This window comes from Hymenobacter agri (assembly GCF_054778495.1).
Genome location: NZ_BAAGZM010000165.1, coordinates 1 through 7,723 on the forward strand (window position 1 = coordinate 1; position 7,723 = coordinate 7,723).

General features: G+C 62.6%; 5 protein-coding genes and 1 pseudogene. 3 read left to right on the top strand and 3 right to left on the bottom strand.

The features are described 5' to 3' along the window. Both ACYVDE_RS10260 and ACYVDE_RS10265 read right to left on the bottom strand, forming a co-directional pair. Positions 1-491, bottom strand: a pseudogene (locus ACYVDE_RS10260) (hypothetical protein); the annotation flags it as partial. Between the two features lie 244 nt (positions 492-735). Next, complete coding sequence (locus ACYVDE_RS10265; protein ID WP_460501420.1) at positions 736-2,121, bottom strand: alpha/beta hydrolase family protein; 1,386 nt, start codon at positions 2,119-2,121, stop codon at positions 736-738. A gap of 226 nt (positions 2,122-2,347) precedes the next feature. Between ACYVDE_RS10265 and ACYVDE_RS10270 the strand changes: the two genes are divergently transcribed. From ACYVDE_RS10270 to ACYVDE_RS10280, 3 genes are all read left to right on the top strand, one after another. Then, complete coding sequence (locus tag ACYVDE_RS10270) at positions 2,348-2,947, top strand: hypothetical protein (protein ID WP_460501421.1); 600 nt, start codon at positions 2,348-2,350, stop codon at positions 2,945-2,947. Between the two features lie 100 nt (positions 2,948-3,047). After that, positions 3,048-5,888, top strand: a complete 2,841-nt coding sequence (gene uvrA / locus ACYVDE_RS10275) for an excinuclease ABC subunit UvrA (RefSeq protein WP_460501422.1) — start codon at positions 3,048-3,050, stop codon at positions 5,886-5,888. 95 nt (positions 5,889-5,983) lie between these two features. Beyond that, positions 5,984-6,862, top strand: coding sequence for a hypothetical protein (locus ACYVDE_RS10280; protein WP_460501423.1), 879 nt, complete (start codon positions 5,984-5,986; stop codon positions 6,860-6,862). 96 nt (positions 6,863-6,958) lie between these two features. Here the strand turns inward: ACYVDE_RS10280 and ACYVDE_RS10285 are convergent. After that, positions 6,959-7,723 (bottom strand): TonB-dependent receptor (locus tag ACYVDE_RS10285; protein WP_460501424.1); only part of this gene is annotated, 765 nt, incomplete at its 5' end.

Here is a 7,723-nt window from a genome sequence, read left to right on the forward strand (position 1 = left end):
CGGCCCTGCGGGCCCGAGTCGGAGAGCAGCACGGCGGCGGCAAAGGGCCCTTCGCCGGCCGGCGTCGTCACCGTGCCCGCCAGCTTTTGCTTGGTCACGGGGTTAGTGAACGTGACGTCGTGCACGCGGTACGGGGGCGCGGCCTTGAACTTGGTGGCAGCCACGGCCGAAGCAATGGCGCGCTTCAGCGTCATAGGGGCCGTCACGCCGGGCTGTTTCCAGGTGCCCTGGAAGGTGGCCCCGCCGTCGAGCACCTTGCCCACGAAGCTGCTGCCGGCCTGCTCGATGCGCAGGGTCAGGTTGTCGCCCTTCAACTCCACCTCGACCGGCATGCGGCTGATGCGCTGCTGCGGGGCGTCGAGGGCGGCGTAGTAGGTGCCGTTGGTGAGCGGCACAATGGTAATGACGAGGGTAATCTCGCCACCGAGCAGCTTCAGCGGGCCGCGCCACTGGCCGTTGAGCGGCTCCGGAGTTGTGGGGTCGGTGGCCACAAAGGCCGCGGTAGATAGGAAAGAGCTGAGTAGAAGGAGTGCGCTAAGTATAAATCGAATCATGGAATCAGCCTGTTTTCTGGCGCAATTGAGGGCGGTAGGAAGCGTTTGGAAGGTGAAAAATACAACAGATGTTTCGAATCCTCAATCTGGGCCAACGCAATTATCCGGCCGTGCCCAGCCCGATTTTTCAACGGTCTGGGCCCGCTGGCCCGGCTGGCAGCGGCAAGTCCGCCGGCCAGTATCAGCGCGGCGTGTGCTTCGTCAGCCAGTCGGCGATGGCCTGCAGTGCGGCCGGCGCGAAAGTTTCCTCGATGGTCGCGTATTCAGCCGGGGCGGCGGTGGCGGCGGGTTGCAGCAGGTGGTTGAGGCCGGGCAGCACCTGCGTGGTCACGTCGCGGTTGCCGGCGGCTTTGAGGCCGGCGGCAGCGGCGGCCAGGTTGGGGGTGGTGGGCACCTGCACGTCTTTGCTGCCACCCAGGGCCAGCACCGGGCAATGCACTTTGGCCAGGGTTTGGGCCGGGCGGTCGGCCAGCAGGTGGCGGTAGTCGGGCGTGGTGAGCAGCAGCAGCTGGGGCTTCACCTGGGCCGCCAGCTGCGGGCTGATGGCCGAATAGTAGAGCAGCAGCGCCGATTGCGCCTGCGCGTCGTCGGGCGTTTTCTGAATAATCTGGGTCATGGCGCGCTGCGTCTTTTCGGTGCTGGCCAGCTGGGCAGGGTCGGTGGTTTGCAAGCGGGCCAGGGCCACCGACTGCTGCACAATCAGCTCGTCGCCGGGCAAGGCGGGGGCGGCCAGCAGCACCAGGAAATTGGGCCCATTGGGCTGGCCGGCCGCCTCAATGGCTGCGGTGCCGCCCTGGCTGTGGCCAATCAGGCCCACCTGATTTTTGCGGATGCCGGGCTGGGCGCGCAGCCAGACCAGGGCCGCCTGGGCGTCGGTGGCGTAGTCGGCGCTGGTGGTGCCTTTCAGCGTGCCGCCGCTCTGGCCCACGCCGCGGTCGTCGAAGCGTAGCACGGCAATGCCCTGGCGGGTGAGGTAGTCGGCGAGCACGGCGAAGGGCTGGTGGCCCTGATAGGTTTCGTTGCGGTCTTCGGGTCCCGAGCCGGTGAGCAGCACCACGGCCGGAAACGGGCCCATGTCGGCCGGCATGGTGTAGGTGCCGGCCAGGCTGATGCCGGCCTTTTCGTTGCGGAACGTCACGTCGGCCGACTGGTACGGCAGCGGCGCATGCGGCGTCTGCGGCCGCTTTGGCCCAATGGTTTCACCCGCGCCGGCCCGCGTGAGGGTGAGCGGGAAGGCCCGCAGCCCCTGCTGCCACTCGCCCTTTAGTTGGCGTCCATCGGCCGAGCGGCGGCCGGCAAAGCGGGCCGTAACGGGCTTGTTCAGGCGCAGATATACGCTGTCGCCGGGTGCCTGAAAATCGACCAGCAAACCGGACACGTTCTGCGCGGCAATGTCCAGCTTGGCCATGCGCGGCCCACCGGCTGGGTCGGTGAGGTGAAACACGAGCTCCAGGGTGGCTACTTCGCCGCTCCAGTCGCCGCTGAGGCTGGGGCGCGGGGCCGTCTGGGCGTGGGCGGCGGTGGCAGTGAGGAGAGTGGCGAGGAGCAGGCGAGGAAAGGTGGGCATAGCGGAAAGCGGATACAGCTAAGCGAAGCTACTGCACGAGGCGAGTAGATTTCGGAAACGATGTAGAGACGCGACACTTCGCGTCTCCGCGTTGAACGAAATCGTTCGACGATACCAGTCCGGGCCGTTCAACGACGAGACGCAAGATGTTGCGTCTCTACCTCGTTCTCATAAACCCCGCCGACACTGCTCGGGCAATAAGTGCCAGCACCTAACTTTAGCCGCTATGAAAACAACCGCACTGCTCCTGCTGACCTGCCTGCTGCTGGCGCTGCGCACCGTGGCGCAAGCGCCGGAGAAAACCGCGCCGGAAGACTTGGTGGTGACGGCGGAGATTCTCAGCCATCGTTACCAAGCTCCTAAAAATGGGATTGGAAAGCCGCAACTCGTTCTGTATGCCAAGCTGGTTGTTCGGAACAAGACCAATCACGACCGGAAGATTCTTACAATGAGCTGCAGCTGGACCGCATGCTGGACATATACAGGTGGGTTTCTCCCTAGTGCTAATGAGATTTGTGAGAAAAACACGTTTACTGAAATCGTTATTCCGGTTGGCAGAACACTCGTTTTTTATTGCCCGCTCTTTGACTGCCGAAAGACAAAGTATGTTCGAAGTAGCGATAATGGTACTGTATCGGATTTCAAGGTAGGATTGGTTGATTTTACCGACTTAGAGGATTTCATGGGTAGTATGCGAGGGGCCGTTAAGAACCGCACGGTGTATTGGAGTAACCAACTAAACGCTGACGTCTCGGTAAAAAGGACCCCCAAAGTAGCGGCCCATAAGCAGCCAGCTTACTATACAGTTGTCGCGTCCGGCAAGTAGTTATCATGTGGCCTCACCCCCCGCCCCAGCCGTACCTTCGTTGCCCCGCCACAGCCACCCCGCCGAAACCTTCCGGCCCGGTTTCGCTGTTAGTTCGTTTATGCCCAAAAAAGACGCTTTGCAAGTTTCGGCCCCCGCCGACAACGCCATTGACAACCTCGACCCGCGCGAATTTATCCTCATCAAAAACGCCCGGGTTCACAACCTCAAAAACCTCAGCGTGGCCCTGCCGCGCAACCAGTTCATCGTCGTCACGGGCCTCTCGGGTTCGGGCAAATCGAGCCTCGCCTTCGATACCTTGTATGCGGAAGGCCAGCGCATGTACGTGGAAAGCCTGAGCAGCTACGCCCGCCAGTTTCTGGGCCGCATGGACAAGCCCGACGTCGACTACATCCGGGGCATTTCGCCGGCCATTGCCATCGAGCAGAAGGTCAGCATCAAGAACAACCGCTCGACGGTGGGCACCAGCACCGAGATTTACGACTACCTCAAGCTGCTGTTTGCGCGGGTGGGCCGCACGTATTCGCCCGTCAGCGGCGAGCAGGTGCGCAAGGATAATGTGGCCGACGTGGTGGACTTTCTGGGCGCGCAGCCCGAGGGCACTAAGGCCATGATTCTGGCCCCGCTGCACCGCGCCGACCCCACGCGTCCTATGAGTAAGGAGCTGGATTTGCTGCTGCAAAAAGGCTACAGCCGCGTGGTGGTGGATGGTGTGACCTCGCAAATTGAAGACCTGATAGGGGAGGGGCAGCCCGAGGTGAAGGGCGACGTGTCCATCATGATTGACCGCGCCGTGCTGCGGCCCGATGATGAAGACCTGCTATTCCGCCTGTCGGACTCGGTGCAAACCGCCTTTTTCGAGGGCCACGGCACCTGCGTGGTGCACCTGAACGGCGACGACGTGCGGACCTTCTCCGACAAGTTTGAGCTGGATGGGATGACCTTCGAGGAGCCCAGCGTCAACTTCTTCTCCTTCAACAACCCCTACGGCGCCTGCCAGACCTGCGAGGGCTTCGGCTCGGTGCTGGGTATCGACGAGGACTTAGTGATTCCGGACAAGAGTCTGACGGTGTACGAAGGCGCGATTGCGCCCTGGCGCACCGAGAAGCAGGGCGAGTGGCTGAAGCCGCTGCTGAAAAACGGCATCCGCTTCGATTTCCCCATTCACCGGCCCTACAACGAGCTCAGCCAGGCCGAGCAGCGCCTGCTCTGGACCGGCAACAAGTTCTTCCAGGGCCTCGATTCCTACTTTAAGTGGGTGAGCGAGCAGACCCACAAAATCCAGTACCGCGTGCTGCAAAGCCGCTACCGGGGCCGCACCACCTGCCCCGACTGCCGCGGCACCCGCTTGCGTAAAGACGCGCAGTACGTGCGCATCGACGGCAAAAGCATTGCCGACATTGTGCTGCTGCCCATTTCGGAGGCGCTGAAGTTCTTCGAGAACATGACTCTGAGCGAGCACGAGCAAAAAGTGGCCGAACGCCTCGTTACGGAAATCACCAACCGACTCGGCTACCTCAACCGCGTGGGCCTGGGCTACCTGACGCTGAACCGCCTGAGCAACACGCTGAGCGGCGGCGAAAGCCAGCGCATTTCGCTGGCCACCTCGCTGGGCTCGGCGCTGGTGGGCTCGATGTATGTGCTCGATGAGCCCAGCATCGGCCTACACCCCAAGGATGCGGAGCAGCTGATTGGCGTGCTGCGCTCGTTGCAGCAGCTCGGCAATACGGTAGTGGTGGTGGAGCACGAGGAGAAAATGATGGAAGCTGCCGACCAGATTATCGACATCGGCCCCGAGGCCGGCAGCGGCGGCGGCAACCTGATGTTTCAGGGCACGATGGACGCGCTGTTGCTGGATACCGAAACCTACACCGGCCAGTATCTGAGCGGCCGCATGGAGGTGCCGGTGCCCAAAGTGCGCCGCCCCTGGCGCAACGCCCTGGAACTGACCGGCGCCCGCGAAAACAACCTCAAAAACGTGAGCGTGAAGCTGCCGCTGGGCGTGATGACCGTCGTGACGGGCGTATCGGGCTCGGGCAAATCCACGCTCATCAAGCGCATTCTGGCACCGGCCCTGATGAAGATGCTGGGCGGCGGCGCGGGCGAAAGCACCGGCAAGTTCGACCGCCTCACCGGCGTGAACGGGCAGGTGACGCACGTCGAGTTCGTGGACCAGAACCCCATCGGCAAGTCGTCGCGCTCGAACCCCGTTACTTATGTGAAGGCCTACGACCAGATTCGGACGCTGTTTTCGGAGCAGCCACTGGCCAAGGCGCGGGGTCTCAAGCCCTCGCACTTCTCGTTCAACGTGGACGGCGGGCGCTGCGAGGTGTGCCAGGGCGAGGGCCAGGTGAAAATCGAGATGCAGTTCATGGCCGACATTTACCTGACCTGCGAGGGCTGCGGCGGCCACAAATTCAAGCAGGATATTCTGGAAATTAAATTTCAGGACAAGGGCATTGACGAAGTGTTGGAAATGACGGTGTCCGACGCCGTGCAGTTCTTCCAGAGCCAGCCCAAAGTGGCCGAGCGCCTCAAGCCGCTGGAGGACGTGGGCCTGGGCTACATCCGCCTCGGACAGTCGGCCAACACGCTGAGCGGCGGCGAGGCCCAGCGCGTGAAATTGGCCTCGTTTCTCACCAAAGGCGCTACGCTTCAACAAGATAAAATCCTGTTCATTTTCGACGAGCCCAGCACCGGGCTGCACTTCCACGACATTGCCAAGCTGCTGGGGGCCCTCAACGCCCTCATCGAGCAGGGCAACTCGGTGCTCATCATCGAGCACAACGTCGACATTATCAAGTGCGCCGACTGGATTATCGACCTCGGCCCCGAGGGCGGCCTCAACGGTGGGCATTTGCTCTTCGAAGGCACGCCGGAAGACATGGTTAAATTGAAAGATAGCAACCACACTGCGCGGTTTTTGGCCGAGAAGGTGTAACGTTGCGGCCCGGTATTGCGGCATTTACGTAGTACCGGGCTGCATCATCCGTCTTTCAGCTGCTTACGTAGGTGAAAGCACAGCTTTTTTCTGGCATGCCCCTCACCGCGACTGCTCCCGACCACTACGCCACTCCCCGCCACTCGGCCGCCGGCCGCGCCTGGCGCTGGCTCACCGCCCTAGCCATTGTGGGCGCTATTGCCACCAACGCCTATTCCGTGTGGCGGCCCTTTGCCGGGCAGACGCAGGCGGTGGTTTCGGCCAAATACCCCACGCTGCTCACGCCGGCGGGGCCGGCATTCAGCATTTGGGGGCTGATTTTCCTGAGCTTGCTGGCGTATGCCGGATGGCAGCTGCTACCGGCCCAGCGCCAGCTCTCGCAGCCCGATGCGGTGGCCAAGCCGCTTACGTTGGCTAGCCTGGGGCTGGGGGCTTGGGTGGTGGTCTTCGCCAACGAGCTCATTGGTGTCAGCGCCGCCATCATGCTGCTGATTCTGGCTGCAACGGCCGTGGCGTATGGCCGCACCCGGCGCCGCATTTTTGCCGGTGCTGTGCCGGCGCTGGTGGGGGTGCCGTTTTCACTGCTATTGGGCTGGCTGTCGGTAGCAGCGGTTATCAACTTCACCATTGCCATTCGCACCTTCGGGTGGCAAACGGCCGACGGTGCTTCCGTTACGCTCACGCTGGGGCTGATTGCCGCGGTAGTGGGCTTGGGCCTGGTGATGAGCCGCGCGTTTCGCGACCTGGTGTTCCCGCTGGTAGTTGCCTGGGCGTTGGTGTGGGTGTGGGTGGCGCAATTGCGCGAAGTGTCGGAGCTAGGCTGGGCTGCAATGGCCGGAGCGGCCGTTGTGGCCATTGGCGGCATCGTTCTGTCGCGCCTCGGTGGCCGCAAAACGGCCTGGCAGCTGCGCGATGAAGCCGCCGCCGCGGCTGAAGCCGAAATTGCGGCCCGCAACGCCGCCCGCAACTTATAAGTGCCAGCATAATAGCCAGCTACCAAAACAAGCAAGCCCGTTGTGCTGACGATGTCATTGCACAACGGGCTTGCTTGTTTTGGTAGCTGGCTACAGCTATTTCCCCTTCACGGTGAACGTGCTGCTGCCCCGGCCGGGTTGGCCGCCGCGGCCCAGCCCTTCGGCCACGGCTTCGAAGGTGCCGCCGCCATCGGCCGTGAAGAAGTGGACTTCGGCCTCGCCTTTGGCGTTGGTGCGCACCTGGGGGTTCCAGTACAGGGTGCTGGTGCGGGGGTCGGCGGGCGGGTTGGTCAGCAGTGAGCTGTAGCGTGGCGAATAGAACTCGCGGGCCGGATAGAAGCCGGGCAGCTTTATCGTCGCAATGCCGGGGGCCAGGCCTTTATTGGGGCCTTTGTAGTTGGGGTCGGCGCGCTTGGTGTAAATGGCAATGGCCCCGCCGCTATTGCCAAAAATGGCCGCTTCGTTGCCCTTGAATACTTCTATCGATTCGATGTCGGCGGTTGAAAGCGCGTTGACGGCATCTACGTCAACGCGCATGCCATCGAGAATGAATACCGGGCTGCCGGAATTACGGATTTGCACCGACATATTGGGCGGATTGCCACTGATGGAAAGACCGGCTACCCGGCCCTGCAGCATTTGCAGTACGTTGCTCCCGGTTTGCATGCTGGGGTCGTTGGCGAAGTTGATGACGGTACCGCCAGTAGCCCCGTAGAGGCGGCGCGGGTCGTCGCGCGGCACAGTTTCGCGCTTGGCTGTGACGGCCACGTTGGCCAGATTAATGTTGCGCACGGCCCGCTCGGGGTGCTGGTCGAGCTCGGCAGCCTGCACCTGCCGGCTGCGGCGCACCAGTGAGGCCAC

What these genes read in the sequence shown, in the direction of transcription:
- uvrA (WP_460501422.1), top strand. Translation starts at nt 3,048, where the DNA reads ATGCCCAAAAAAGACGCTTTGCAAGTTTCGGCCCCCGCCGACAACGCC.
- ACYVDE_RS10265 (WP_460501420.1), bottom strand. Translation starts at nt 2,121, where the DNA reads ATGCCCACCTTTCCTCGCCTGCTCCTCGCCACTCTCCTCACTGCCACC.
- ACYVDE_RS10270 (WP_460501421.1), top strand. Translation starts at nt 2,348, where the DNA reads ATGAAAACAACCGCACTGCTCCTGCTGACCTGCCTGCTGCTGGCGCTG.
- ACYVDE_RS10280 (WP_460501423.1), top strand. Translation starts at nt 5,984, where the DNA reads ATGCCCCTCACCGCGACTGCTCCCGACCACTACGCCACTCCCCGCCAC.